We start from the raw sequence: 24,081 nt of genomic DNA, 5'->3' as shown, positions 1-24,081 counted from the left end.
GCAGACGGGGGCTGGACATTGCACTCGGCAATGGGCAGGATGCGTTTCACTGTGAGTGCTCACGATGACACCCGGAAACTCGTGGTCCTGGCTGTGGACGACGAGCCGAACGGTCTTGACGAACTCGTCCACTGCCTGCGCAACAGCCCGCACGTGGCGAAGGTGTTCCCGGCGATCGACGCCTCCGAGGCGCTTCGGCTGCTGTCCACCGACGACCCGCGGCTGCGCGAGCGCAAGGACCGCGGCCTGCCGATCGTCGACGCCGTCTTCGCGGACATCGACATGCCCGGCCTGTCCGGCATGGAGATGTCGCGCGTGTTCGCCGCGCTCCGGCCGTCGCCCGCGTTGGTCTTCGTCACCGGGCACGCCGAAGAGGCGGTCAACGCCTTCGACCTCGGTGCGCTCGACTACGTGCTCAAGCCGTACCAGCAGGACCGCCTCGACCGCGCGATCACCCGCGTGATCGACAAGCTGGCCTCCGCCGCGGCGCCCCCGCCCGGTGCGCTGGGCGGCGAGCCGGTGAAGAACGACGACGAGGTCATCCCGGTCGAGCTGGCCGGCACCACCAAGCTCATCCCGCGCTCGTCGGTCCGCTGGGTCGAGGCGCAGGGCGACTACGCGCGGCTGTTCACCACCGAAGGCAGCCACCTGGTCCGCATCCCGCTGGCGCAGCTCGAGGAACGCTGGGAGAAGGCCGGCTTCGTCCGGATCCACCGGTCGTTCCTCGTCGCGCTGCCGCTGATCACCGAACTGCGCATGGGCCAGGGTGGCTACCAGGTCGTGATCGGCAACGAGGAGAAGGTGCTGCCGGTCAGCAGGCGGCACACCCGGGCGCTGAAGGACCGGCTGGTCGGTTCGGGCCGGAACGGCTGACCCGGGCCCGGTCATGACCGACGACTTCTACGAGCGCCGCGCGAACGGCGTCCGCGAACCGGATCCGACGCTCGGCAGGCGCGCCCGCCAGCGGCCGCTGCCGCAGCCCACCGACCGGGCCGTCGTCGAATCGCTGCCGCCCGCGCCGGAACCGGAGAAACCGCCGAAGCCGGAGCACCACGCGAAACCCAAGCGGGAGCGGGTGATCCTCGCCGACCCGCGCCGGGCCGGCGGCACCCTGCGCGCCCGCGTCGAGCTGGAAGAGCAGACCAGCTGGGGCAAGCTGCTCGTCCGCGACCACCTGGTGAAGGTGCAGCTGCGGACGGCGGTCCTGCTCGCCCTGCTGGTCGTCGTCGTGTTCGGCTCCCTGCCGGTGCTGTTCTACCTGGTTCCGGGGTTCTCCAAGGCGAGCCTGGGCGGCATCCCGGTGGCGTGGCTGATCCTCGGCGTGCTGCCGTTCCCGTTCTTGTTCGGCGTCGGAATCTGGTACAACCGGCTGGCCGAACGCAACGAACGCGCGTTCGTGGACATGATCGAGAACTAGTTCCGCACCGAGTCGTGCGAGGATTCCCCCCGTGCAGCTGAACCCGTGGGCCTTGACCGGCATCGTGCTGGTCGCCGTGGTGACGTTCTTCATCGGTCACCGCTCCGCGCGTTCGGCCACGAGCACGCACGACTTCCTGGTCGCCCGCCGCACCGTGCGGTCCCGCCGCAACGCCGCCGCGATCTCCGGTGAGTACCTGTCGGCGGCCTCGTTCCTCGGCATCGCCGGGATCGTGCTCAAGGACGGCGCCGACGCGCTGTGGTTCCCGATCGGCTTCACCGCGGGCTACCTCGCCCTGATGCTCTTCGTCGCTGCGCCGCTGCGCCGCTCGGGCGCGTACACGCTGCCGGACTTCGTCGAAATGCGGCTCGGCTCGAAGGGCCTGCGCCGGTTCTCGACGGCGTTCGTCGTGTTCATCGGGATCCTCTACATGGTCCCGCAGCTGCAGGGCGCCGGCCTGACGCTGGCGACGATCCTCCCGGTGCCGGTCTGGACGGGCGCGATCGCGGTGATGGTCGTGGTGGCGTTCAACGTGATCGCCGGCGGCATGCGCGCGATCACCGTCGTCCAGGCCTTCCAGTACTGGCTGAAGCTGTTCGCCATCGCCGTGCCCGCGTTCGTGCTGTGCATGGTCTTCTTCGCCGGCGGCGGCCCGGACGGCTTCCGCCCGCTCGGCGCGGCCGCGCCGCCGGTGTTCACCAGCGACACCACGGTCGACGTGCAGACCGACGTCACGCTGCACGTCACCTCGGACACCTTCCTGTACGCCTACGGCCGCACCGACAACGGCCCGGCCGCCGGACCGACGCACTGGACCCCGCTGGCCCCGCACACGGTCGCCGAAGGCACCACGCTGAAGTTCATGGCCGGCACGCCGGTGCCGGTGGTCAGCGATTCGGTGGCCGAGAACGCGAACTGGCTGCACCCGGGGTCGGGCAGCCTCACCGACCTGCTCCAGACGTACTCGCTGATGTTCGCGACGTTCCTCGGGACGATGGGCCTGCCGCACGTGCTGGTCCGCTTCTACACCAACCCCGACGGCAAGGCCGCGCGCCGCACCACCGTGCACGTCCTGCTGCTGCTGGGCCTGTTCTACCTGTTCCCGACGCTGCTGGGCGCGCTGTCCCGGATGTACGTCCCGGAGCTGCTCGTCACCGGCAAGACCGACGCGGCGATCCTGCGGCTGCCTTCGGCGATCCTGCCGGGCATCGGCGGGCAGATCCTCGGCGCGGTCACCGCGGCCGGCGCGTTCGCCGCGTTCCTCTCCAGCACGTCGGGACTGCTGGTGAGCGTCGCCGGGGTGGTGTCGACCGACCTGCTGCCCGGCCGGGTGCGCGACTTCCGCGTGGCGACCGGGCTGGTCGCGCTGTTCCCGATCGCGCTGGCGGTCGCGCTGCGGCCGGAGGACATCTCGCTGTCGATCGGGCTGACGTTCGCGCTCGCGGCGTCGACGTTCAGCCCGCTGCTGGTGCTGGGCATCTGGTGGCGCAAGCTGTCCTGGCCCGGCGCGCTGGCCGGGATGTTCGTCGGCGGCGGGCTGGTGCTGGCCGCGCTGGTCGTCAACGTCGTGAGCGGCTACAGCGGCGACTGGGCGCCCTGGTTCGTCAACCAGCCGGCGCTGATCACGGTCCCGGTCGCGTTCGCCACGACGTACGTCGTCAGCCGCGCGACCGGCTACGGCCGCCCCGAGCACGTCCACGACATCATGCTGCGGCTGCACGCGCCCGATCCGCTGGGCTTCATGCGGGACAGGGCGGTCGCGCGGTTCGGGCAGGCGGAGGAAAAGACGCGGATCGCGGGCCGGGGACGCCACCGCAAGTGAGCCGCTGACTGCCGGTCAGGAATTCCTTACCTGATCGAGTGAGTTTCAACTGGGTAACCGGACATCGCACGCGAATGCCTCGGTCGATTTCTACTCAAGGTCAAGCGCCCGATTGGGGGCTTACCAACTACGCCGTTAACTCTTTACGGTCCGTTGGCTTCAAACAGTACGGCCAGTACGAGAACGGGAAGGTGGAGATCCGCCGTGAGCAGCACCGAACAAGACGTCGGTGGCGCGGAGCCGCAGACCGACTGGGAGCAGATCCAGGGGAGTCCCGAATTCACGGACCTGCGCCGCCGGTTGCGGGTGTTCGTGTTCCCGATGACCGCGCTGTTCCTGCTCTGGTACCTGCTGTACGTCCTCCTCGCGGACTACGCGCACGGCTTCATGAGCACCAAGCTGTTCGGGAACATCACCGTCGGCCTGGTCTTCGGCCTGCTGCAGTTCGTCTCGACGTTCGTCATCACCGGGCTGTACGTGCGCTACGCCAACCGGAAGCTCGACCCGGTCGCCGACGGGATCCGCGCCGAAATCGAAGGGGAACCGCGCCGATGAAACTCGCGGCGGGCGTGGAGGGCAGCAACTCCACCCTCAACATCATCATCTTCCTGGTCTTCGTCGCGATCACGCTGGTGATCGTGTTCCGGGCCAGCCGGAACACGAAGACCGCGTCGGACTACTACGCCGCCGGGCGCGCGTTCACCGGTCCGCAGAACGGCATCGCGATTTCCGGCGACTACCTTTCGGCGGCGTCGTTCCTCGGCATCGCGGGGGCGATCGCCGTGAACGGCTACGACGGCTTCCTCTATTCGATCGGCTTCCTGGTCGCGTGGCTCGTCGCGTTGTTGCTGGTCGCGGAACTGCTGCGCAACACCGGCAAGTTCACGATGGGCGACGTGCTCGCGTTCCGCATGAAGCAGACGCCGGTGCGCGCGGCGGCCGCCGTTTCGACGCTGGCGGTTTCGTTCTTCTACCTGCTGGCGCAGATGGCCGGCGCCGGCGGCCTGGTCAACCTGCTGCTCGGCATCGAAGGCGAGGCGGGGCAGGACGTCGTGATCGCCGTCGTCGGCGTGATCATGATCCTGTACGTGCTGATCGGCGGCATGAAGGGCACCACCTGGGTGCAGATCATCAAGGCGGCGCTGCTGATCGTCGGTGCCTTCGCGATGACGCTGTGGGTGCTCGGCAAGTACGGCTTCAACCTGTCCGACCTGTTCCAGGCCGCCGTCGACAAGGGCGGCAAGAGCGGCGCGGCGTTGCTCGACCCGGGCAAGCAGTACGGCAAGACGGGCACGACGAAGCTCGACTTCCTGTCGCTGGGCATTGCGCTGGTCCTCGGCACGGCCGGCCTGCCGCACGTCCTGATGCGCTTCTACACGGTGCCGACCGCGCGCGACGCCCGTCGCTCGGTGGTCTGGGCGATCGTGCTGATCGGCGTGTTCTACCTGTTCACGCTGGTGCTCGGCTACGGCGCGGGCGCGCTCGTCGGGCCGGAGAAGATCTCGAAGGCGCCCGGCACGACGAACTCCGCGGCCCCACTGCTCGCGTTGGAACTGGGCGGGCCGGTGCTCCTCGGGTTCATCTCCGCGGTCGCGTTCGCGACGATCCTCGCGGTGGTCGCCGGCCTGACGATCACGGCGTCGGCGTCGTTCGCGCACGACGTCTACGCCAACGTGATCAAGAAGGGCCAGGTCTCCACCGGCGGCGAGGTGAAGGTCGCCCGGATCACCGCGCTGGTGATCGGCGCGCTGGCCATCGCCGGCGGCATCCTCGCGAAGAGCCAGAACGTGGCGTTCCTCGTGGCGCTCGCGTTCGCCGTGGCGGCGTCGGCGAACCTGCCGACGATCCTGTATTCGCTGTTCTGGAAGCGGTTCAACACCCAGGGCGCGCTGTGGTCGATCTACGGCGGCCTGCTCGTCACGATCGTGCTGATCGTCTTCTCGCCCGCGGTCTCCGGCAAGCCGGTGGACGCCAAGACGGGCAAGAGCGCGTCGATGATCCAGGGCGTCGACTTCCACTGGTTCCCGCTCGACAACCCGGGTCTCGTCTCGATCCCGGCCGCGTTCCTGCTCGGCTGGCTGGGAACGGTCCTGTCGAAGGAGCGCAACGCGAAGAAGTACGCGGAGATGGAGGTGCGCGCGCTGACCGGCGCGGGTGCCGAGAAGGCCGTCTCGCACTGACCGCTTCACGGGGGCGTTGACCTCACGCGCGGGCAACGCCCCCGCATGGCAGCATGGAGATCGTGGTGAGCCCTGCTGAACTGCCGACCGCCGAGGTCCGCGACCTGCCCAAGGACGGCCTCGTGCTGCTCGACGTCCGCGAAGACGACGAGTGGGCCGCCGGCCACGCGCCCGGCGCCGTGCACATCCCGATGGGGGAGCTGCCCGCCCGCGTCGGCGAGCTGACCGACCTGCCCGACGACCAGCCGATCCACGTGATCTGCCGCAGCGGCGGCCGGTCCGCGCGCGCGGCCGCGTGGCTCAACCAAAGCGGCTGGGACGCGGTGAACGTCGCCGGCGGCATGGGCGCGTGGCAGCGCGAAGGCCGGCCGATGGTCGGCGAGCACCCCGGCATCGATCCCGAAGTGATCTAACCCTTGTACCCGGGTCCGCCGCCTCCGCCTGGGTACTGGCCTCGCCAGGCCCCGCCGCCGTCCGCCCAGCAGTTGCAGGGCCGGACGCTGGCCGCCCAGCCGGAGCCGTACCCGTACCACCGCCGCCCGGTCCTCCGGCCGAAGCTGCGCTGGGTGGCCACCCCGCCGCCCGGTGCGTGGCCGCGGCGCCGCGTGGTCGTGCCCGAGCGGTACCTCGGCCCGCCGTCGTACCCGGTCCCGCCGCGCTGGGGCTTCCCGAACCTGGTCTGGCGCCGCCCGACGTCGGTGCCCGGCACGGCGTCCGACGAGGTCCGCCCGATCGACCGCGTGCCGGTGCTCAGCCGCAGCCTGATCGCCGTCCTGTTCGGGTTCGCCGCGCTCGCCGTGGTCGCCGCCGGCGCGGAGATCTGGCGGTACGTGCTGCTCGTGCTGGGCCGCGATGCCGCGCTGTCCCGCTCGGTGGTGGCGTTCTCCGACGGGTTCGTGCTCACCGCGGGCCTGCTGGCCTCGATCCTCGCGCTGCTGCCCGCCGGCCTGTCGCTGTGGTGGCTGCTGGTCGCGCGCCAGGCGGCGGCCGACGTCTCGGGCGACGACCCGCCGCGCCCGGTGTGGCAGGTGCTCGTCGGCGTCCTCGTGCCGGTGGCGAACCTGCCGATGGCGCTTTCGATCGTCGGCGAGCTGGAGCACGCGGTGCTGAGCCGCCCGCGTGACGTCCGCCCGAAGCCGTCCCGCCAGGTCGTCGTGTGGTGGGGCGCCTGGCTCCTGAACTGGGTGCTGCTCGGCGTGTCGATCGTCTGGCGCTTCCGCGGCGACGTGCAGTCGATGGCCGACAGCGTCGTGCTGGTCGCGCTGACCGACCTGGCCGCGGCCGCGCTCGCCGTGGTGACCGCGCTGGTGGTCCGGCGGTTCTCGGCCCTGCTGGCGCCCTCGGACGCGCGGGCCGTGCGCACGATGCGCGTGCTCAAGGTGTCCGGCGCGCCGGAGCCGGAGCTGCGGAACGCGCGGCCGGCCGGAGCTGCGCGCTAGTAGCCGCCGAAAGCCGGTTCGAGCTGGTCGAAGGCCTGTTCCGCGACCGGCCACAGCTCGTCGACGATCGCTTCCTCGTTCGCGAGCGTCCGGTCGAACACCTCCTCGAAGAGCACTCGCAGCACGGTGGTGAGGTGCGCGGCGGCGAGCACCGGGGGCAGGCCCTGGTCGGGGTGCCGCCGGACCAGCAGGTCGACGAGGTTCGCTTCGCGCTCGCGGTGCATCTCGTGCAGCGCGTTCGTCAGGACCGGGCTCTCCTTGATCATCCGCACGAAGCCCGGCCCGGAGAAGCCGACCAGTGCGTGCCGGGCGCCCAGTGCTTCGAAGTAGAGCTCGCGGGTGTCGTGGAAGACGCTGTCGCGGATCAGCGAAGCCGGCCACGCCGTGAAGTCCGCGCGGATGTCGAAGACCAGGTCTTCCTTGCGCGGGAAGTGGTTCGTGACGGTCATCTTGGCCACGCGCGCCTCGGTGGCGATCTCGGCGATCGTCACGTCGTCGAAGCCGTTGCGGATGAACAGCCGCGTGGCCACGTCCGAGATGGTCTTCCTGGTCTCGTGCTTCTTCTGGGCACGGAGTCCCTCGCTCATGGGTGTCACTCTACTGGGTCGGACCCAAGATTGTGCTTGACCCAGTGACTGGGTCGAACCTAATCTGAGGTTCGACCTAATCTTCTGGGGGTGGATGTGACGACGGCGGTGGCTCGTCCCGACGCGGCGCTGTGGCGGCTCGGCGGCGTCCTGATCATGGGCGCAGTGCTGTCGATCCTGGACGCGACGATCGTGACCGTCGGGATCGACTCGATCGCCCGTGACCTGGACAGTCCGCTGACCACGGTGCAGTGGGTGGCGAGCGCGTACCTGCTGGCGGCCTCGGTGGCGATCCCGCTGTCGGGCTGGCTGACCGACCGCTTCGGCGGCCGCGCGGTGTGGCTGACCGCGGTGGCCCTCTTCACGGTGGGCACGCTGCTGTGCGGCTTCGCCTGGTCGGCACCGGCGCTGATCGCGTTCCGGGTGCTCCACGGCCTGGGCGGCGGGCTGATGCAGCCGGTCGGCCAGGCCGTGTTCGCACAGGCGGCGGGCCCGGCGCTGGGCCGGATGATCGGCGTGATCACCCTGCCGGCGACGGTGGCCCCGGTGCTGGGCCCGATGCTCGGCGGCGCGCTGGTGGCGGACTTCGGCTGGCGCTGGATGTTCTTCGGCATCGTCCCGCTGGGCGTGGCGACGTTCCTCTTCGCCCGCCGCCTCCTCCCGGCCCCCGAACCCGCCGGTGTCCGCGCCCCGCTCGACGTCGTCGGCATCGTGCTGCTCTCGCCGGGGCTCGGCGCGCTGGTCTACGGCTTGTCCGAGGGCGTCCTCGTGGCCGCAGTTGCGGGCGCGGTGCTGCTGCTGGCGTACGGCGTGCACGCGTCCCGGACGCCGTCGCCGGTGCTGGACCTCACGCTGTTCCGGAACCGCGGGTTCGCGGTGGCGAGCGCGAGCACGTTCCTGCTCGGGGCGTCGCTGTACAGCTCGATGCTGCTCCTCCCGCTGTACTACCAGCAGGTCGAGCAGGCGAGCGCGTTGCGCGCCGGCCTGCTGCTGGCACCCCAGGCCCTGGGCTCGGCGGCGGTAATGCTCGCGGGCGGCCGCCTCTTGGCCCGCCTCGGCGCCCGCCGGATGATGCTGGCCGGCCTCGGGCTGTCGGTGCTGGGCACGATCGCGTTCACCCAGCTCGGCTCCGAACCCGGCGGCCTCGTGCTGACGCTGTCCCTCCTGATCCGCGGCGCCGGCCTGGGCGCGGCGACGACCCCGGGCATGACAACGCTGTACGGCTCGTTGGAGCGTTCCCGCATCCCGCGCGCGGCAAGCGCGTTCAACGTGGTCAACCGCATCGGCGGTTCGCTGGGCACGGCCTTGCTGGCCGCGATCCTGCACCACGCGCTGACCGCGTCGGCACCCCCGGCGGCGTTCGGCACGACGTTCACGTGGGCGCTGGCGCTGTCGGTCCTGACCCTGATCCCCGCAGCCTTCTTCCCCCTGAGGAGTTCCCGATGAAGCTTCGCCTCCTGAGCGTCCACGCCCACCCCGACGACGAATCCAGCAAGGGCGCGGCCACCCTGGCCCGCTACGCGGCCGAAGGCGTCGACGTCCTGGTGGCCACCTGCACCGGCGGCGAGCGCGGCGACATCCTGAACCCGGCCGTCGACACAGCGGAGAACCGCGCGAACCTCCCCGCGATCCGGCGCCGTGAGATGGCGGCCGCCGCCGAGATCCTCGGCGTCCGCCACCGCTTCCTCGGCCTGACCGACTCCGGCCTTCCCGCCGAGGGCGAGCCCTTGCCGGACGGTTGTTTCGCGGCCCTTCCGCTGGCCGAGGCGGCGGCGCCGCTGGTCGCGCTGATCCGCGAGTTCCGCCCCCACGTACTGATCACGTACGACGAGACGGGCGGCTACCCCCACCCGGACCACATCCGCACCCACGAGGTGACGAAGGAAGCCTTCTCCGCGGCGGCCGACCCCACCCGCTACCCGGGCACGGGAGCCCCGTGGCAGCCGCAGAAGCTGTACTACCAGGCAACCCTGAGCCGAGCGTGGTTCCTCGCCCTCCACGAAGCCACCCTGGCCGCCGGTCTGGAGTCCCCGATGACCGAGGTCCTGGCGGAACTCCCACCCGAGGACCCCGTCCCGGTAACCACCCGAATCCGCTGCGAGGCCCACTTCGCCACCCGCGACAAGGCCCTCCTGTCCCACACCACCCAGGTCGACCCGGCCCACCCGTTCTTCGCCCACTCACGCGAAATCGAGCGGCAGGCCTGGCCGTACGAGGACTACCACCGGGCCCACCCGGCCCCAGGCCCCGACCTGGAAGACGACCTCTTCGCGGGAGTCACCCCATGACCAGCACATCCGACCGCGTCCCGGCCCAGCCCCGGCTCGCTTCGAGCGGCACGTCCCACCGCCGCGAACGCTCTCCGCCCGCCCACACGTGCCCCGGCCTCGGCTCGCGTCGCCGACGCAGTCCCGCCGGCTTCTGTCCCGCGTGCCTGCCCCGTCTCGCGTGGACCGGTCGGCACGCCCAACCGCCCGCCACCGCCCAGCCCAGCTCAGACCGTGACCCGCAGCTCCTTCAACCCCCGAATAACGAACTCCGGCCGCCGCGGCGGCACCTCCGCCAACCGCAACCCCGGCAGCTTCTCCGCCAAAGCACTCAGCGCGGCAGCGATCTCCACCCGAGCCAAAGGAGCCCCCACGCAATAGTGAATCCCCAGCCCGAACCCCAGGTGCGCGTTCGGCGTCCGCCCGATGTCCAGCCGATCCGGCTCGTCGAACACCTCCGGATCCCGCGCCGCGGCACCCAGCAGCGCCCCGATCTTCTGTCCCTCCGCAACGACATACCCGCGAATCGACACGTCCTCGGTGGCCGTCCGCTCGAACAGCTGCAGCGGAGCGTCGAACCGGATCAGCTCCTCCACGCACGAATCCAGCAAGGAAGGTGAGGCCAGCAGCCGCTCCCACTGATCGCGGTGCGTCAGCAACGCCGTGATCCCGTTGCCGAGCACGTTCACCGTCGCTTCGTGGCCCGCCATCAGCAGCAGCACCGCGGTGGCCACCAGCTCGTCGGGCGTCAGCTCGCTGCGCAGGAGGTCGCTGATGATGTCGTCGCCCGGCGCCGAAGCGCGGGCCGAAGCCACCGAGCGGACGTACGAAACGAACTCGGCGGAAGCCTGCTCGGCGGCGTCGCGGTCCGACTCCGGGCGGCCGAACTCGTACATCTTCACGATGGCGTTGGACAGCTCGACCATCCGCGGCCCGTCCGACCCGGGCACGCCGAGCAGCTCGGCGATCACCGCGACCGGCAGGGGCTGGGCGAGGTGCTCGAGCAAGTCCGCGCTGCCGTCGGCGGCGATCGCGGCGGCCAGGTCGTCGACCATGTCGGCGGCCAGCGAAGCGACCATCGGGCGCAGGCGCTGGACGTGGCCGCGGCCGAAGGCGCCCGCGATCAGGCGGCGGAGGCGGGTGTGCGCCGGGGGCTCGTTCTCCAGCAGGGAGTTGCGGTGCAGCAGGTTGAACGAGGCGAACCGCTCCAGCGGCTGGGCGTCCTGCCAGATCCGGCCCAGCCCGCGGTGGCGCAGCACCGCCGACGACGCCGCGTGCGACACCGCGATGGCCATGCCGAGGCCTTCGTGGAAATGGACGTCGCCTTGGGCGCGGAGGGCGGCGAAGGCCGGGTACGGGTTTTCGAGGAACTCTGGATCGCGGGGGTCGAACACGTCGCGAGACTAACCCTTCGATAGCGTTCCAGGCCGAGCCAGAGGAGGCAGCAGTGGGCAAGGGCGCGCGCAAGAAGGGTCCCAAGCAGGCGTCGGACCGCAAGCCGAAGGTGCGCGACGTCTTCGTCGGTCAGCCGTTCGAGGGGCTGGCGGCGGAGCCCGAGCTGATCGCGCTGCGCGAGTTCGTGCCGTCCGCGACGGCCAAGCTGACCCTCGCCGACGGCGGGGACGTCACGCTCGGCACGGTGCTGCCGATGGCGGCCGCCGCGTTCGTGCGGTCGGACGGGGAGCGCTACCTCGGGCTGCAGGTCCAGACGCGGTCCTCCGACATCAGCCGTGACCTCGGCCGGTCGCTGAAGTGGCTGCTCGACGCCAAGGAAGGCGACGTCCTCGGCGTGCCGGACACGACCACGCCGCCCGCCGCCGACGAGCACGCCCGGTTGCAGGACCTGCTGAGCCCGGGGGCCGAACTCGACGTCACGCTGCACGCCGACTTCGCGTGGTGGCTGCCCGAGGACGCCGACGCCACCGGGGACGTCGCGGTGTCGCTCGAGCGCGCGAACGCCGCGATCATGCCCACCGAGCGGCTCGGCGCGGGTGCCTACTGGGTCCTCGCCGGCGAGAAGGCGCACCTGCGCTGGGTGCGTCCGGAACCGGAGAACCTGCTGCTCCAGGCGCTGGCACGGCTGTCCGCGGCCGGCGAGCTCGGGCTCGGCGAGGGCACCCGGTACGCGGGCTCGTTCCGGGCGCACGGCCTGCTGGTCCCGGTGTGGGACCTCGACCCCGAGGCTCACGCCCGCGAGTGGGCCGAGGCGAAGGACGCCCTCGGCGCCCGGCTCGAGACGGCGCTCAAGTCACTCGACGACGAGCCGCTGAACGCCGCCGAGCGTCGTGCGCGCGACGGCCTCATCGGCCGTCAGCTCACCCTGCGCTGACCGGCGCTCACCGAGTGGGCGACCACTCGGTGAGCGTTCAACCAGGGGTTTTGTGGCGCACGAGACACCGCCGCCCGACCGCGCCGGTGGGACGATTCTCGGCGTGATACTTCACATCTGCGGGGCGGCCGACTGGGCCGAAGTGGGCGAGGGCGGGGAGTACCGGCCGCCGTCGCTGGACGACGTCGGGTTCATCCACTGCTCCGATTTCGGCACGGCACACCTGCCGGCCAACGCGCTCTACCGGGGCCGCACCGACCTGGTGCTGCTCGAGATCGACCCGGGGAAGGTCGGCGTTCCGGTCCGCTGGGAGGACGGCGAGCCGCCGCACCCGGCCGGCGTCCGGTTCCCCCACGTGTACGGCCCGCTGCCGCACTCCGCCGTTGTCGGCGTGCACGAGTTCGGCGAGGTGGACGGCGGCGGTTTCCGGCTGCCGTCCTCGCTCGCGCACCGCTGACGTGGGCAGATCGAACCGCCCGGATTCGGGCGGGAACGCAGGCAACCTGAGGGGGCTGTGATGCGTGTTGGGGGAGAAAGCGACTCGGCTTCTGGCTGTCCGACCCCGATGGGAGGCGATACGGTGACCGCTGCGGCACCAGTCCTCACCGGGGGAGAGACGTGGGTGACCAGCGCAGGCCGAGGGAGGGCCGCGACGTTGGCGGGCGAGTTCACCGACTTCGGCGACTTCGTGCAGGCCACCCTGCCCGGGCTGTTGCGGTACGGGCACGCGCTCACCGGCAATCCGCACGACGCCGCCGACCTGGTGCAGACCGTGCTGGAGAAGATCGGCTCGCGCTGGCACCACGTGCACGAGAAGACCGGTGACCCGCTGGCCTACGTCCGCCGGTCGATGGCGAACGCGCACGTCAGCCGCTGGCGCCGGACGCGCCGCGAGAACCTGGTGGCCGACCTGCCGGACACCACGCCGCACGTGCCGGCCGACCCGTTCGAGCACGAGCCGCTGTGGCGTGCGCTACGGACGTTGCCGCCGAGGCAACGCGCGGTGATGGTGCTGCGTTACTACGAAGGTCTCTCGGAAGCGGAGATCGCCGGGGCCCTCGGCGTCACGCAGGGCACCGTCAAGAGCCAGGCCAGCAAGGCGATCACGTCGCTGCGGATGAAGCTCAAGGCGACCGGCAACGAGGGCGAAGGGAGTGACGTGGGTTGAACATCTCCGAGGAAGAGCTGGAGCAGCGCCTGCGCGCGATGTTCGCCGATGAGCGGCTGGACCTGCCGCCGCCACCGGAAGCGGGCGCGGCCATCGTCGCGGGCGCGGGGCGACGTCGTCGCCGGCGCCGCAACCTGCAGGCCGTCACCGGGGTCGCCGCGGCCGTGGTCGTCGTTTCGGCCGGGCTGACGCTGGTCCGGATCCACACCGAGGACGGCACCGCGGTGATGTCCGCCGACGGGACCGACCTCACCGTCAAACCGCCCGAGAACCTGACGCAGGGGCGGTCGCCGCAGCCGCCGCCGCCCGTGCCGACCGGCACCCAGAGCATCGAGGTTTCCGCACCACCGGGTACGACGACGCCGAAGCCGCCGCGGCCGCCGTCTTCGCGCCCGCCGACGGCGCTGCCGAGCGTGTCGACCGGGCCGCTGCTGGCGGCGGACGGCTTCGGCCGGCTCAAGCTCGGCATGACCGAAGCCGACGTCGCCGCGCAGGACATCACGCTCAGCGAGGCGCAGGCCGGACCGAGCTGCACCGTCTACAAGGCGGCCGGCAGCGGCGTCCCGGCCGCCGCGAGCGTGGTCATTTCGAAGGCGGTCGGGCTGGTCGTCGTCACGCCGGACGTCGTCGCGCACACCGCCGAGGGCATCGGCGCCGGAGCGACCAAGGAGCAGGTGCTCGCCGCCTACCCCGCGGCCAAGGACGAGACCGGGGGCGTCGTCGCGCCGGCGAGCGCGACGGCCGACTACCACTTCCTGCTCGGTGCTGCCGGGGTCGCCCAGACGAGCTTGATGAGCGTCAACCAGGACTGCGCCGGCTGATCGGCCGGACGCATGCGAAAGCCCGGGCCATCCACAGGGGGAGGGCCCGGGCTTTCGTTATCAAGTCCTAGAGCGCGCCGCCGGCCACGGGCGGCATCTGGGAGTCGGCGCCGGCGTCGCCGACCGACTCGCGGTAGAGGTGGTTCTCGACCTCGAACAGGTTGCCGTTCGCGCGCTTGACGACGTTCAGCAGCGTGCTCATCTGGGAGATCTCTTCGACCTGCTCCTTGAGGAACCACTGCGTGAACTGCTCGCTGATGTAGTCCTCTTCGGCCCGCGCCGCCTTCGTCATCGCGGAGATGTCGGCGGCGACCTCCTTCTCCTGCTCCAGCGCCAGCTCGATGAGCTCGGTGACGCTCGAGAAGTCGTTGCGCACCTCGCCGGTGCCGGGGATTTCGACGTGGTGGTCGCGGTCGAGCATGTACTGCACGAGCGCCATCGCGTGGTTGCGCTCTTCGACGGACTGCTTGTAGAAGTGCTTCGCCAGCTGCGGCAGGTCCTCGGCGTCGAACCACACCGCGAGCGCGATGTACTGCTGGGACGCGTTGAACTCGTTGTGGATCTGCGCCTGCAGCAGTTCGAAGAACTTCGAGCGCGGTTCTTTCTTCTTGGTGAGGGCCATGCAGACCAGAATAGATCAAGATTGGCGGAAATGCCAATCGGGACTGGTGATCTCCCCCCTATTAGGGTTACCATTCCTAAAGAAGACCTACCTAATTTAAGTAAGCCTTCCCTAAATTGCTGTGCGCATTTAGGGAAGGCTTACTTCATTTATCGCAACGGTTCGCGGCGGATCGGGCACGACATGCAGCGCGGGCCGCCGCGGCCGGAGCCCAGCTCCGAGCCCGCGATCGGCAGCACCTCGATGCCCGCCGCCTCCAGGCGTTCGTTCGTCTCGACGTTCCGTTCGTAGCCCACGACGACACCCGGGGCCAGCGCGAGCGTGTTGTTGCCGTCGTCCCACTGCTCGCGCTCGGCGGTCACCGGGTCGAGGCCGGTGTCGATGACGCGCAGCCGGTCGATCTCCATCGCTTCGGCCGCGGCCACCAGGAACGGGGCCGGGCCGGCCACCTTCACGCCGCCGTCGCCGGTCGGGCGCAGCGTGAACGCCGTGAGGGAATCGCGCGCCAGCGGGTACATCACGACCGCGTCGGCGTCGACCATCGTGCAGACCGTGTCCAGGTGCATGGTCGCGCGGGACTGCTCGATCGGCACCGCCAGCACGGTGTGCGCGATGCCGTCGGCGAACACCGAACGAGCGAGGGACTCGGCGCCGGCCGCCGTCGTCCGCTCGCCGACGCCGATGGCCAGCACGCCCGGGGCCAGCAGCATGACGTCGCCGCCTTCGATCGGCGCGGAATGCGCGCCGTACGCGCGCGCGGCGTGCCGGAAGTGCGGGTGGTAGGCGTAGATCAGGTCCAGCACCGCGGTTTCCCGCCGGCGCGCGGGCATGGTCAACGACGAAACCGCCACCCGGTCGGCGATCCACGCCGACGAGTCGCGGGTGAAGAGCAGGTTCGGCAGCGGATCGACGGCGAAGTCGTGCGGGTGGTTCATCATCCGCACCAGCGACGCGCCCTCCGCGGACGGCAGCTCCTCGAACGTCATCCCGGCCATCAGCACCTCGGCGAGCCCGGCGGCGCCGACGCCCGAGAGGTGCGACCGCAGCGAATCGGCCAGGTCGCCGCCGAGCCGCCGGTCGTCGACGGCCGCGTGGACGCCCGCCGCGTGGGCGCGGTCGTCCTCCAGCGCGGTGCGGAGCGCGTCGGCCAGCAGCAGGACGTCGACGCCGCGGCTGCGCAGCACTTCGGCGAACGCGTCGTGCTCGGCCTGGGCCCGGTCGACCCACGGGATCGAGTCGAACAGCAGCTGGTCGTTGTTGCGGGGCGTCAGCCTTTTGAGCTCGTTGCCGGGCCGGTGCAGCAGCACCGCGCGCAGGGGTCCGACTTCGCTGTCCACCCGGGGAGGTGTCGTTTCGTCGATCACCAGCCGAGCTTAGTCAGGGAAGCCAGGAAACGTGCCCCTTGAGCAGCGAGTACCCGACAAAAGACACGAAGTCGAAGAGCGTGTGCGCCGCCACGAGCGGCCACAGCCGGTTCGTCTTCTGCCACAGCCTGCCGAACACCAGGCCCATGACGAGGTTCCCGACGAACCCGCCGAAGCCCTGGTACAGGTGGTACGACCCGCGCAGCACGGCGGCGCCGAACACGGCGTTGTTCTCGCGGACGCCGAGCTGCCGCAGCCGGGTCAGCAGGTAGCCGACGACGAGGACTTCCTCGGCGAAGGCGTTGCCGAACGCCGACAGCGTCAGCGTGACCGGGCGCCACCACGTGTCGTTCAATGTGGACGGTTGCACCGCCAGGCTGAACCCGAGGCGGTAGGAGATGAAGTAGAGCGCCAGGCCGGGAATCCCGATCAGCGCGGCGAGCGCGAGCGTCAGCAGGGCATCGCGGCCGGGGCTGCGGCGGTCCAGCCCGACCTGCGCGATCTTGACCCCGGCGCGCCACAGGAAGTACAGCCCGAGCGCGCCCCAGCCGACCAGCTGGGCGGCCGAGAGCAGCTGCTTGAGCAGGTCGATCAGGCTCGCCGCGGCCTGGGGCACGTTGAGCTGGACCTGCTGCTGGGCCAGCGGCGTCGGCTGCAGCAGCGAGTCCACAAGGGACAGCAGGCTGCGCACGCCGGACAGGCCGAGCGTGATGCCGAAGACGATCAGCAGCTCAAGCTTGATCGCGCGGCGCTCCGCCGGGTCTTCGATCGTCCCGGGGAACTCGGGGCGGGCCGGGGCCAGCCACGATCGCGCGGTGAACGTCATGTGCGCACGCTACCTTCGGGGTATGCCGAGGAGCATCGCCACCAACGAAACCGTCGACCGCGCCGAGCTGGTCGAGTTCCTGTCCACCCGCCACCGCGCGATCCTGCTGACCACGAAGGCCGACGGCGGGCCGCAGCTCTCGCCGGTCACGTGCGGCGTCGACGCCGAGGGCAGGCTCGTCATCTCGACCTACCCGAAGCGCGCGAAGATCGTGAACATCAAGCGCAACCCGAAGGTCTCCGCCTGCATCCTGTCCGACGAGTGGAACGACCGGTGGGTGCAGCTCAACGGCACCGCCGAGGTCCTGGACATCCCGGATTCGGTCGAGCCGCTCGTCGAGTACTTCCGGGCCATTTCCGGCGAACACCCGGACTGGGACGAATACCGCGAAGCCATGGTCAAGCAGGGCAAGAGCATCATCCGGGTCACCATCGAGAGCTGGGGCCCGATCGCGAAGGGCGGATTCCCCGCCGAGCTAGCCTGACGCGCCCCGCAGGAACGGGCAGCCGACCAGCCGCCGCAGCTCCATCGCGAGCTGCGGCGGGCTGTCGACGGACTTCGAGAACGCCAGCCGGACGTCGTGGTCGCCCGCCTCGGACTCGACGCGCAGCCGCAGCCCGAACCGGTCGAGGCCGAGCGGGCGGATCCGGCCGCCGCGCAGGTCCGCCGGCAGGTGCTTGGCCAGTTGGTCGACGACGTCGGAGTGGTCGCTTTCCAGGTGCCGCAGCCAATGGGCCTCGTAGTCGTGGAACGGGTCCGGCGGCGCGGCGCTGAACATGTGCGGGCGCAGCGAGTGCGTGCCCTCGGCGTCGGCGAGCACCAGCGATGCCGGGGTGAGCCGCAGCAGCGTGACGCCGTGGCCGACGTCGAGCAGCCGCTCGTCCGGCCGCGACTCGGCGATCGCGACCGCTCGCGCGCGGGCCGACACCGGCGAGAGCGGCCGCAGCCAGCCGGTGATCCACAGCAGCCCGCGGATCGGTTCCCGCAGGGCGACTGGCGCCTGGTCGGCGATTTCGACCATCACGGCCAGCTCGCCGCGCTGGGTCTGCTTCGCCGCGGTGACCATCGGGTGGTCGTCGGCCAGCAGCACGCTCACGCTGCCGCTGTGGTGCACGTGGTGCAGGAGCGGGACGACCCGCTCGCCGTCGAGACCCGCGCGTTCGCAGGTGGGCAGCAAGGACGCGGGACCGTTGCGGGTCGCGATCGTCTTGGCCCGCTCGGCGGGGTTCGGCGCCGGCGGGCGGCGGATGGATGCGGGTGCCTGGGTCACGGCTCACCTCCTACTTAGGTGAGCCTAACCTGAATCCGACGGTCTGGGTAGTCACCCGGGTCACGTGCGGCGTTCCGCTGAACGGAGTATCCGGTAACGCCGGTGACCGGTTCACCGAAAAGCCGGTGACCAAAGCCGACACGGTGGGGGCCCAGCGTGCAGATCGTCCCGGTTCCCGAGCGCGTGCCGGCGTTCGAACTTGACCCCGCGATGCCGTCCGGGGCGCTACCGATCTTCGGCGAATACCTCGATCGCATCGGCCGGAGCACCGCGGACCAGCGGCTGCTGTCCTGGGTTTTCCTGGCGTTCGGGGTCGCCCAGTTCTTCACCGGCGCCGGCGTCGCGCTGCCGGTGGGCACGCTCGCGCTGGCCGGCTCGGTCGAGGCGTGGTGGCTCTACCGCGCGCACGCCCGCGTGCCCGAAACGCGGCTGAAGCGGGAAGCGTTCCGGCAGGTGGACGTCACGGCCTTGGTCGCGGCCGGGCGAACGGTCGGCGTCCGCCTGCCGGACGGCCGCTGGCTGCACGTCCGCCTCGACGAGGCCCACCGGCTCCTGCTGGCCGGGCACCGGCGCGTCTGGCTGCTGGGCAAGGGACCGAAGGTCTTCGTCGGCTTCTCCGGGCTGGTCCGGGTCCGCCGCGCCCGGGTCCACGAGACGCCGCCGCCGGGTGCGGCCGCGGTCCCGGTCCCGGCCGGCTCGGGCTCGCCGCGGCTCGACCCGGTGCTCACCGCGCACCGCCGCCAGCTCGCCCGCGAACTGCGCACGACGGCCGCGTTCCTGCTGGTACTGGCCGGTTTCGCGCTGTGGGTCCGGCTCGACTTCCCGGTCATGGGCTGGATCGCGGGGGCGTTCGCGACCGGCGCGTTGCTGGGCGCGCTCGCGACGGGCCTGCGCTCGATCGCCCACGGCCGCCCCTTGCCGGCCGACCACTGGACGGAACTGCGCGCGGTCCTGGACGGCCCGGTCCGCATGGGCCGCCGCGGCACCGCGAGGTTGAGCGGCCTCACGATGCTGGCCGACGGCACGGTGATCGCCTTCCGCCTGCCCAAGGCCGACCCCTCGATGGCGGCGAACATCGCGGCGACGGGCCGCCTGTGGATCGCGGGCGTCCCGAGACCGGGCGCGGCACGCACGGGCCTGCCGGGCTACCCGGTCCTGGGCACGGTCTGGCTGGGCTGATCCGCCCACTCCGGCCGCCACGCGTCGGCGATGGCGCGGCCGGGGCGCAAGTAACCGATCAGCGTCTCCAGCGCGGGGTGCGCGTTGTCCCGGCGCCAGACCAGCGAATGCGGGTACACCGGCACCGGCCCTTCGATCCTCACTCGCCGCAGGTCGTACTCCGCGGGCCAAAGCACCCGCGCGCCCGTGGGAACCAGCGTGGCCACCTCCGCCGACTTCGCGATCGTCTCCAGCACCACCTCGGTACCGAAGTTCGGCCCGTCGACGTCGATCGACAGCCCGAACGCGGCCGCGAACGCGCCGTAATACGCACCCCACTCGGTCCCGGGCACCACGCCCGGCATCCAAAGCCGGAACCCGGCCAGCTCATCCGGTGCTACCGAAGCCGTTCCGGCCAACGGATGCCGAGGTCCGCACAGCAGCTGGATGGGCTCGTCGAACACCCACCGCGCGTCGAGGTCTGGCGGAAGCTCCACCACCGCGCGGAACGACGCGTCGATCGAGCCGTTCCGGAGCGCGGCGACCGCGGTGTCGACGAGGGTCACCACCTCCAGCGCGACCTCCGGATGCGCCTCGTGGAACTCCCGCAGCAACGTCGCCGGGCACAGCCGTCGGCCGATGACGTCGACGCGCAGCGGGCCGGTGCGGACCGACGCCAGCGCTCGCGCCTCCGCCGAAAGCAGCTCCCTGGCGTGCGGCAGGAACGCCTCGCCCTCGGCGGTCAGCCGCGCGCCGCGGGCGGTGCGGGTGAACAAGCGGGTGCCGAGGGTCTTCTCCAATGCCGCGATGCGCTTCGAGACCGCCTGCTGCGTGATCGACAGGTCCGTGGCGGCGTCCTGGAACCGGCCCGCCGCCACGGCGGCCACGAAGGTGCGCACTGCGTCGAGGTCCACGGCGACCGACTCTAGATTCACAACCCCGCGTTGTGGCTCGCCGAGGCGTCGGTTGTTTGCTTCGCCGGCACCTTCCTCGCTTTGATCTCCCGGTGATGCGGAGGCGGCTCGGGCGGCGGTTCAGGTGGCTTTGGTCGGCTTACGCGGTCAGCGCGTTCGGCACCTGGCTCGGCTTCGGCGCCTTCCCCATGCTCGCGATCCTGGTGCTGCACGCCGGGCCGGCGGCGGTGTCGGCGCTCGCCGCGATCGGGCCCGCCGTAGGTGCGCTCGTGGCCGTGCCGCTGGGGCCGTGGGTCGACCGGCGGCGGAAGCGGCCGGTCATGGTGGCCATGGACCTCGTCCGGTTCGGCGCGTTGCTCAGCGTGCCCGCCTGCTACGCCCTCGGGCTGCTGAGCTTCGGCCAGCTCCTCGCCGTCTCGGTGGTCGTCGCCGCGGCGGACATCACCTTCACCTCGGCGAGCGGTGCCTTCCTGAAGGGGCTCGTCGCGCCGGAAGACCTGCTCGTGGCCAACGGCCGGTTCGAATCGACGAACTGGACGGCCACCGCGCTCGGGCCGCCGCTCGGCGGGGCCGCGTTCGCCGTGTTCGGGCCGGTGACGTCGGTCGCCGCCAACGCCGCCAGTTTCCTGCTCTCCGCGCTCGGGATCCGGGCGATCGGCGGGGCCGAACCGCGGCCGCGGAACACCGAGCGGCTGCGTGCGCGGGACCTGGCCGACGGGTGGCGCTTCCTGCTGGCCCACCCCGGGCTGCGGCCCCTGCTCTTCAACACCATGGTCTTCAACGGACTGGTGATGGCGACCGAGCCGCTGCTCGCGGTGCTGATGCTGGGCGAGCTCGGGCTCACGCCGTGGCAGTACGGGCTCGCGTTCGCGGTGCCGTGCCTCGGCGGGCTGGCCGGTTCGCGGCTGACCCCGCGGCTCGTCGCCCGGTTCGGGCGGCACCCCGTGCTGCTCACGTCGGGCGCGGTCCGGGCGTGCTGGCTCCTCGCGCTCGCCTTCCTGCCCGCCGGCACGAGCGGGCTGGTCTTCGTCATGGTCGTCGAACTGGGCCTGATCGTCAGCTGCAGCGTGTTCAACCCCGTGCTGGTGACCTACCGGCTCGAGCAGCTGCCGTCGGACCGCGTCGCCCGCACGCTCTCGGCGTGGTCGGTCAGCACCAAGGTGTCGATCGCCGCGCTGACCGCCGTGTGGGGTGTGCTCGCCGGCTTCACCGGCCCGCGGGTCGCGATCGGGGTCGCCGGGGTCCTCGTGCTCGCGACACCGCTGCTGCTGCCCCGGCGGGACCGGACGCCGGTGGCCGCCTAACCCAGCGACTTCCGCGTCGCCTGCTCGGTTTCCAGCACGCCTTGTCGGATGCCTTCCAGCTGGTCGCTCAGCTCCCGTACGGCGCCGGTGTCCACGGTGACGTCCGTCGTCGCGGCCGTCAGCTCCGCGACCCGCGCCACCAGGCTGTCCAGGCCGAGCGCGCCGGACTGCAGCTGCGCCAGCAGCTTGTCGCGCGCGCCGGAGAGCCTCGTGTGGACGTCGGCCTGGGCCTGCACCGAGTTCAGCGCCTGCTCGAGGTCGCCGTGCACCTCCGCGCTCGCCGACCGCAGTTCGCGCTCCAGCCGGCGCCGCTCCTTCGCGACGGCGTCGAGGTCCACGCGGGAGAGGGCCTTTCCGGTCGCCGACGCGCGCCCGGCCAGGCGCCGCAGCGTCACCAGCGTCTCCTGGACCACCGGGGCCATGTCCGCGACGCGGTCGGCGAGCGGGCCCGCGTCCAGGGAGTCGCTGAGCGAGCCGAAGCCCTCGGCTGCGCTTTCGGCCCGGCGCAGCCAGTTCTCCTCGGCCGACCCGGACGCGACGTCGAGCACCCGCGCCGCACGCCGTTCCGGCTCCTTCTCGCGGGTCGCGACGGCGACGCCCGCCCGTGCGGCGAGCACCGCCACCCCGACCCCGACGGCGGCGACGACCGGCAGGTGCACGGCCCACGCCACGCCGGCCGACGTGGCGGCGAACAGCAGCCCCCACGGTTCGGCGAGCTCACGGGCGAACTTCATGACCGCGAGGATCTCAGAAATTCGAGATCACGGAGGTGAAGACCTGGTTGATCGAGTCCGGTTTGGACGAGTCGTACTCCGATCCTTCGGTCGCTTCCGCGATCTGCTTGAGCACGTCCTGGTCGGCGTCCGAGCCGTAGGCGATGGTGAACAGCCGGACCGTCTCCGCGTTGCCTTCCGGGCGCAGCTGTGGCAGCAGGTGGTCCAGGTCGACGCCGTTGGGGTCCTCGTTGCGGCCGTCGGTCAGCACCACGACCGCGTTGATCGCCGCCGGGTCGAGGTGCGCCTTCAGGTACTCGTACGCGGCCTGCGACGAGTCGTAGAGCCCGGTGCCCGCCTGCGGCGTCAGTCCGCTCAGCCGCATGGCGAGGGTCTCCTTGCCGCTGTTGCCGAGCGCCCGCAGAGGGACGAGCTCCTGGTAGTCCTTGTCGCCGTCGAGGTGGGTGGAGAACTGCCACAGCCCGACCTGGTCCCGCGGCACGAACTGGCCGAGCGCGTCGATCGCGGCCTGCTTGGCCAGGTCGATCTTGCTCTTGCCGGTGCCCCTGACCTCGTCGCCCATCGAGCCCGAGACGTCCACGACGAGCAGCACGTTCGCCTTCTTGCGCAGCTCGGTCCAGGTGGTCAGCAGCTTCGAGAGCACGGTCGGCGACGGCGGCCGGATGAAGTTGATCTTCGCGTCCGGCTGAACGCCGTTCGCGGTGGTCGCCTGCGGACCCGGCTTGCCGTCGAACGAGCGGAAGCCCAGCGCGGCGAACCGCTGCTGCGTCTCCGGCCCGCGCAGGTAGCCGAGGAAGTCGGCGGCGATCTGCTTGCGGGTCTGGTCGGCCCAGTTCAGCGTGACGAACGGGTGGTCGGAGTTCAGCGTCCCGTCGGCCGGGTAGATGCCCACGAGCGGCACCTTCGGGGGCGCGTGCTGGCCCGCCTTCGCCGGATCGGTCGTCGGGTTGCCCTGGTTGTAGCCGATCAGGGAGTTCTCCTCGACGGTAACCGCCGAGATGTAGGACAGCGCCGCGCCGCGGTCGTCGGCCTTCTGCAGGTTGGTCAGGAACGTCAGCGTGTTGTCGCCGTAGTGCACGATCGCCTGCTCGATGTTCGAGACGAACTGCTTGGCCTCGGGCTTTTCGAGCGCGGCCGCGGTGAGGTCGGACGACGTGCCGGTGGCCGCGTAGTAGGCGCCGATGGTGGCGTTCAGCCCGGCCGTGGAGATGTTCGGGTTCGTCTTGCCGAGCCGGAACTTGCCCCACTCCGGGTGGCCGTACTTCGCCCAGCCCGCCGGGTCGGTCGCCAGCGTGGCGAGGTCCTTCCAGCCGATCGGCTTGGCCGGCCAGCCCAGCGCCTCGGCCATCGGCTTCGGCATGGCGACCGTCAGCGGCGAGTTCGCGACCGACTGCGGGTCGCCGTCCGGCACGATCGACGCCGAGTCGCCCTTCGCGTTGACCCGCAGCAGGTTGACCCAGCCGCTCGCGGCCGGCGTCCAGACGTCCGGGCGCGGCCCGTCGGTGGCCTCGTTCCAGCCGTTCGCCAGCGCCTGCATCGCGATGCCCGACGACTTCGATTTCACGACGACGTCGACGCAATGGCCGGCGACGGTCCGTCCGGAGTAGGCCTTGGCGGCTTCCTGGACGATGCCGGCCTTTTCCGGCGACGAGGCGACGGTGAGCGCGACGGCGTCCGAGCCGGTGCACTTCGGCGCGTCGGCCTCGTCGCCCGAACTGCTGGTCCAGGCCCGGATCCCGATGATCAGCCCGGCGGCGACGACGATCGCGGCCAGGAACGGGAGAATCTTTCTCTTTCGCCGTGCTGGTTGGGAATTGATCATCGAACCCTCCCCGTTCCGCCACCGGAAATTCCATTAT

General features: G+C 71.2%; 25 protein-coding genes. 16 read left to right on the top strand and 9 right to left on the bottom strand.

What is annotated here, in order from left to right:
• Window positions 1-39 precede the first annotated feature (39 nt).
• The 7 genes from H4696_RS33100 to H4696_RS33070 all read left to right on the top strand — a co-directional run bounded on the left by H4696_RS33100 (window position 40) and on the right by H4696_RS33070 (window position 6,858).
• Window positions 40-873 carry a LytR/AlgR family response regulator transcription factor gene (locus tag H4696_RS33100; protein WP_163046789.1) on the top strand — a complete coding sequence of 278 codons (834 nt, stop codon included), beginning with the start codon at window positions 40-42 and terminating at the stop codon, window positions 871-873.
• A 13-nt stretch (window positions 874-886) separates the two neighbouring features.
• Window positions 887-1,417, top strand: a complete 531-nt coding sequence (locus H4696_RS33095; RefSeq protein ID WP_086858112.1) for a hypothetical protein — start codon at window positions 887-889, stop codon at window positions 1,415-1,417.
• A 31-nt stretch (window positions 1,418-1,448) separates the two neighbouring features.
• Window positions 1,449-3,239, top strand: coding sequence for a sodium/solute symporter (locus H4696_RS33090; RefSeq protein WP_086858111.1), 1,791 nt, complete (start codon window positions 1,449-1,451; stop codon window positions 3,237-3,239).
• A gap of 204 nt (window positions 3,240-3,443) precedes the next feature.
• Window positions 3,444-3,794 carry a DUF485 domain-containing protein gene (locus H4696_RS33085; RefSeq protein WP_143265012.1) on the top strand — a complete coding sequence of 117 codons (351 nt, stop codon included), beginning with the start codon at window positions 3,444-3,446 and terminating at the stop codon, window positions 3,792-3,794.
• Window positions 3,791-5,419 carry a solute symporter family protein gene (locus tag H4696_RS33080; protein ID WP_086858110.1) on the top strand — a complete coding sequence of 543 codons (1,629 nt, stop codon included), beginning with the start codon at window positions 3,791-3,793 and terminating at the stop codon, window positions 5,417-5,419. Before H4696_RS33085 ends, H4696_RS33080 begins: the two co-directional genes overlap by 4 nt.
• 53 nt (window positions 5,420-5,472) lie before the next feature.
• Window positions 5,473-5,832: a rhodanese-like domain-containing protein gene (locus H4696_RS33075; protein WP_086858109.1), complete on the top strand. Its 360-nt coding sequence runs from the start codon at window positions 5,473-5,475 to the stop codon at window positions 5,830-5,832.
• A 3-nt stretch (window positions 5,833-5,835) separates the two neighbouring features.
• Window positions 5,836-6,858 (top strand): DUF4328 domain-containing protein, encoded by a 1,023-nt coding sequence (locus H4696_RS33070; RefSeq protein WP_086858108.1) that lies wholly within the window; start codon window positions 5,836-5,838, stop codon window positions 6,856-6,858.
• Here H4696_RS33070 and H4696_RS33065 read toward each other — a convergent pair.
• Window positions 6,855-7,445, bottom strand: a complete 591-nt coding sequence (locus tag H4696_RS33065) for a TetR/AcrR family transcriptional regulator (protein WP_086858107.1) — start codon at window positions 7,443-7,445, stop codon at window positions 6,855-6,857. The genes H4696_RS33070 and H4696_RS33065 overlap by 4 nt on opposite strands.
• A gap of 90 nt (window positions 7,446-7,535) precedes the next feature.
• Between H4696_RS33065 and H4696_RS33060 the strand changes: the two genes are divergently transcribed.
• Both H4696_RS33060 and mca read left to right on the top strand, forming a co-directional pair.
• Entirely contained in the window at window positions 7,536-8,891 is a 1,356-nt protein-coding gene (locus H4696_RS33060; protein ID WP_086858106.1) for an MDR family MFS transporter, read from the top strand.
• Complete coding sequence (mca, locus tag H4696_RS33055) at window positions 8,888-9,733, top strand: mycothiol conjugate amidase Mca (protein WP_086858105.1); 846 nt, start codon at window positions 8,888-8,890, stop codon at window positions 9,731-9,733. Before H4696_RS33060 ends, mca begins: the two co-directional genes overlap by 4 nt.
• Window positions 9,734-9,939: 206 nt before the next feature.
• On the opposite strand, the gene H4696_RS33050 is transcribed toward mca, so the two are convergent.
• Window positions 9,940-11,106 (bottom strand): cytochrome P450, encoded by a 1,167-nt coding sequence (locus H4696_RS33050; protein ID WP_192782665.1) that lies wholly within the window; start codon window positions 11,104-11,106, stop codon window positions 9,940-9,942.
• A gap of 53 nt (window positions 11,107-11,159) precedes the next feature.
• Between H4696_RS33050 and H4696_RS33045 the strand changes: the two genes are divergently transcribed.
• The 4 genes from H4696_RS33045 (at window position 11,160) to H4696_RS33030 (ending at window position 14,030) form a co-directional block, all read left to right on the top strand.
• Window positions 11,160-12,041 (top strand): DUF5926 family protein, encoded by an 882-nt coding sequence (locus tag H4696_RS33045; RefSeq protein WP_086857346.1) that lies wholly within the window; start codon window positions 11,160-11,162, stop codon window positions 12,039-12,041.
• A gap of 103 nt (window positions 12,042-12,144) precedes the next feature.
• Window positions 12,145-12,498, top strand: coding sequence for a DUF952 domain-containing protein (locus H4696_RS33040; RefSeq protein ID WP_169734864.1), 354 nt, complete (start codon window positions 12,145-12,147; stop codon window positions 12,496-12,498).
• Window positions 12,499-12,696: 198 nt separating this feature from the next.
• Window positions 12,697-13,209, top strand: coding sequence for a SigE family RNA polymerase sigma factor (locus H4696_RS33035; protein WP_086857347.1), 513 nt, complete (start codon window positions 12,697-12,699; stop codon window positions 13,207-13,209).
• Window positions 13,206-14,030 (top strand): hypothetical protein, encoded by an 825-nt coding sequence (locus H4696_RS33030; RefSeq protein ID WP_086857348.1) that lies wholly within the window; start codon window positions 13,206-13,208, stop codon window positions 14,028-14,030. Before H4696_RS33035 ends, H4696_RS33030 begins: the two co-directional genes overlap by 4 nt.
• Before the next feature lie 67 nt (window positions 14,031-14,097).
• On the opposite strand, the gene H4696_RS33025 is transcribed toward H4696_RS33030, so the two are convergent.
• The 3 genes from H4696_RS33025 to H4696_RS33015 all read right to left on the bottom strand — a co-directional run bounded on the left by H4696_RS33025 (window position 14,098) and on the right by H4696_RS33015 (window position 16,842).
• Window positions 14,098-14,652: a ferritin gene (locus tag H4696_RS33025; RefSeq protein WP_169734865.1), complete on the bottom strand. Its 555-nt coding sequence runs from the start codon at window positions 14,650-14,652 to the stop codon at window positions 14,098-14,100.
• Window positions 14,653-14,801: 149 nt separating this feature from the next.
• Window positions 14,802-15,989 (bottom strand): arginine deiminase, encoded by a 1,188-nt coding sequence (locus H4696_RS33020; protein WP_169734869.1) that lies wholly within the window; start codon window positions 15,987-15,989, stop codon window positions 14,802-14,804.
• A gap of 40 nt (window positions 15,990-16,029) precedes the next feature.
• Entirely contained in the window at window positions 16,030-16,842 is an 813-nt protein-coding gene (locus H4696_RS33015; protein WP_086857351.1) for a CPBP family intramembrane glutamic endopeptidase, read from the bottom strand.
• Window positions 16,843-16,864: 22 nt separating this feature from the next.
• Here H4696_RS33015 and H4696_RS33010 point away from each other — a divergent pair, with 22 nt between their 5' ends.
• On the top strand, window positions 16,865-17,326 hold the full coding sequence (locus H4696_RS33010; protein WP_086857352.1) for a PPOX class F420-dependent oxidoreductase: 462 nt from the start codon (window positions 16,865-16,867) through the stop codon (window positions 17,324-17,326).
• Here H4696_RS33010 and H4696_RS33005 read toward each other — a convergent pair.
• Complete coding sequence (locus H4696_RS33005; RefSeq protein ID WP_086857353.1) at window positions 17,318-18,112, bottom strand: DUF2470 domain-containing protein; 795 nt, start codon at window positions 18,110-18,112, stop codon at window positions 17,318-17,320. The two genes, H4696_RS33010 and H4696_RS33005, sit on opposite strands and share 9 nt — an antisense overlap.
• 156 nt (window positions 18,113-18,268) lie before the next feature.
• Here H4696_RS33005 and H4696_RS33000 point away from each other — a divergent pair, with 156 nt between their 5' ends.
• Complete coding sequence (locus H4696_RS33000; protein ID WP_086857354.1) at window positions 18,269-19,291, top strand: hypothetical protein; 1,023 nt, start codon at window positions 18,269-18,271, stop codon at window positions 19,289-19,291.
• On the opposite strand, the gene H4696_RS32995 is transcribed toward H4696_RS33000, so the two are convergent.
• Window positions 19,258-20,184 (bottom strand): LysR family transcriptional regulator, encoded by a 927-nt coding sequence (locus H4696_RS32995; protein ID WP_086857355.1) that lies wholly within the window; start codon window positions 20,182-20,184, stop codon window positions 19,258-19,260. The two genes, H4696_RS33000 and H4696_RS32995, sit on opposite strands and share 34 nt — an antisense overlap.
• Before the next feature lie 92 nt (window positions 20,185-20,276).
• Between H4696_RS32995 and H4696_RS32990 the strand changes: the two genes are divergently transcribed.
• Window positions 20,277-21,488 carry an MFS transporter gene (locus H4696_RS32990; RefSeq protein WP_086857356.1) on the top strand — a complete coding sequence of 404 codons (1,212 nt, stop codon included), beginning with the start codon at window positions 20,277-20,279 and terminating at the stop codon, window positions 21,486-21,488.
• On the opposite strand, the gene H4696_RS32985 is transcribed toward H4696_RS32990, so the two are convergent.
• Window positions 21,485-22,222, bottom strand: coding sequence for a hypothetical protein (locus H4696_RS32985; RefSeq protein ID WP_086857357.1), 738 nt, complete (start codon window positions 22,220-22,222; stop codon window positions 21,485-21,487). The genes H4696_RS32990 and H4696_RS32985 overlap by 4 nt on opposite strands.
• A 13-nt stretch (window positions 22,223-22,235) precedes the next feature.
• Complete coding sequence (locus H4696_RS32980) at window positions 22,236-24,044, bottom strand: substrate-binding and VWA domain-containing protein (protein ID WP_086857358.1); 1,809 nt, start codon at window positions 24,042-24,044, stop codon at window positions 22,236-22,238.
• Window positions 24,045-24,081 lie beyond the last annotated feature (37 nt).

The sequence above is a fragment of the Amycolatopsis lexingtonensis genome (genome assembly GCF_014873755.1).
GTDB classification, from domain to species: Bacteria; Actinomycetota; Actinomycetes; order Mycobacteriales; family Pseudonocardiaceae; genus Amycolatopsis; species Amycolatopsis lexingtonensis.
Note: the sequence above shows the minus strand (reverse complement) of the source record. Positions and strands in the feature narration are given on the sequence as shown.

Coding starts and splice junctions, on each gene's coding strand:
- H4696_RS33095 (WP_086858112.1), top strand. CDS start 887: ATGACCGACGACTTCTACGAGCGCCGCGCGAACGGCGTCCGCGAACCG.
- H4696_RS32980 (WP_086857358.1), bottom strand. CDS start 24,044: ATGATCAATTCCCAACCAGCACGGCGAAAGAGAAAGATTCTCCCGTTC.
- H4696_RS32985 (WP_086857357.1), bottom strand. CDS start 22,222: ATGAAGTTCGCCCGTGAGCTCGCCGAACCGTGGGGGCTGCTGTTCGCC.
- H4696_RS33015 (WP_086857351.1), bottom strand. CDS start 16,842: ATGACGTTCACCGCGCGATCGTGGCTGGCCCCGGCCCGCCCCGAGTTC.
- H4696_RS33080 (WP_086858110.1), top strand. CDS start 3,791: ATGAAACTCGCGGCGGGCGTGGAGGGCAGCAACTCCACCCTCAACATC.
- H4696_RS33010 (WP_086857352.1), top strand. CDS start 16,865: ATGCCGAGGAGCATCGCCACCAACGAAACCGTCGACCGCGCCGAGCTG.
- H4696_RS33075 (WP_086858109.1), top strand. CDS start 5,473: ATGGAGATCGTGGTGAGCCCTGCTGAACTGCCGACCGCCGAGGTCCGC.
- H4696_RS33025 (WP_169734865.1), bottom strand. CDS start 14,652: ATGGCCCTCACCAAGAAGAAAGAACCGCGCTCGAAGTTCTTCGAACTG.
- mca (WP_086858105.1), top strand. CDS start 8,888: ATGAAGCTTCGCCTCCTGAGCGTCCACGCCCACCCCGACGACGAATCC.
- H4696_RS33100 (WP_163046789.1), top strand. CDS start 40: ATGCGTTTCACTGTGAGTGCTCACGATGACACCCGGAAACTCGTGGTC.
- H4696_RS33065 (WP_086858107.1), bottom strand. CDS start 7,445: ATGAGCGAGGGACTCCGTGCCCAGAAGAAGCACGAGACCAGGAAGACC.